At 57.3% G+C, this 1,327-nt stretch carries 1 protein-coding gene; it reads left to right on the top strand.

The genetic code is table 11. The features are described 5' to 3' along the window. Nucleotides 1–1,118, top strand: a 1,118-nt coding sequence (locus tag IFT71_RS21040) for a putative bifunctional diguanylate cyclase/phosphodiesterase (RefSeq protein ID WP_192143447.1), incomplete at its 5' end; no start/stop codon positions are given. Nucleotides 1,119–1,327: the final 209 nt, after the last annotated feature.

Raw genomic sequence — 1,327 nt, 5'->3', positions numbered from 1 at the left:
ACGCGGTGCTGTTGGAGGCGGCGCGACGCATCGAGAACGCCTGCGTGGGTGCACGGATCGTTGCCCGTCTTGGTGGTGACGAATTTGCTGCACTGTTCGTTGGGGAATTGGAAACCGGCTTGATCGAGGGTGTTGGAGCGACCCTGACCCGCTCTATGGCAGAGCCGTTTCTGGCCCGCGGTAATTGCATCAGGCTGGCGGCATCCGTCGGCCTGTCAGCTCCACTGGCTAGCGGTCAGACACCGTTGACGCTGATGCTGCAGGCCGATGTCGCCTTGTACGAGGTGAAAAGTGCCGGTGGTGGTGGCGTGCTTGCTTTCTCGCCTTCGATGCACACGCGATTGCATCGGCGCATGACGATTGAGCAGGCGCTGCGTGCCACTGATCCACCACCTGCCATCCAAGTGGTTTACCAGCCGATCTGCGAAGCCCGATCGCGCCGGATCGCGTCTTTCGAAGCGCTCGCCCGCTGGCACCATCCCGAACTCGGCGCCCTCAGTCCGCTTGAATTTATCGGCGTCGCCGAGACCACGGGAACGATTTCTGCGCTATCACAGCAGATCTTTGCCGCAGCGATTGAGGAGGCCGCGGGGTGGGATGCCTCCATAGGCTTGTCGATTAACCTTAGCGCCGTGCAGCTCTGCCAGCCGAGTACGCCGCTCGCGATTATGTCTCTCTGCCTTCGTCACAGGTTCGATCCCCGCCGGTTGGAAGTAGAGGTGACAGAAACGTCAGTGCTTGCTGATTTCGGCGTCGCCCGACAACACCTGGCCTCGCTAAGGGCTGCAGGGGTCCGCATAGCACTGGACGATTTTGGGGCCGGCTTCGCTTCAGTCTCATACCTGAAAGAGATAACTTTCGATCGGATCAAGATCGATGGCGAACTCGTCGACAACATTGCTCACTCGGCGGGGGCTGCGCGGTTACTCCACGGCGTGTTGCAACTATGTTCGGCGGTTGGCGCACAGGTGACCGCCGAAAAGGTCGAGACGGAGCAGCAGGCTGCAATCCTGACAGGCTTCGGTTGCGAACGGCTTCAGGGCTATCTGCTCGGCCGCCCGGTTCCGGCGAGTGTGGCGCGCGAGTCGATTCGAAAAGCCTCCCTATTCGTATCATAAAGCCTTCTTTTGAAGTCTTTTGTCTGCCAGCTCCAAGGCTGTAACAGTGGTATAAAGTCTAGGAAGAATTTATTGATAACTTAGCGTTTAAATCATGACGCTATATTAAAATTGTTTCGTATACTGACTTGTTATCTAGTCATCTCCCAGATTCGCGTGAAGGTAGCTAGGATTAAAGCTAGCCATCGCATGTAATTCCGCAACGTTGC

It is taken from the genome of Sphingomonas sp. CFBP 13733, from assembly GCF_014841795.1.
In the GTDB taxonomy this organism is placed as follows: domain Bacteria; phylum Pseudomonadota; class Alphaproteobacteria; order Sphingomonadales; family Sphingomonadaceae; genus Sphingomonas; species Sphingomonas aerolata.
This window is presented reverse-complemented; position numbering and strand designations above follow the sequence as displayed.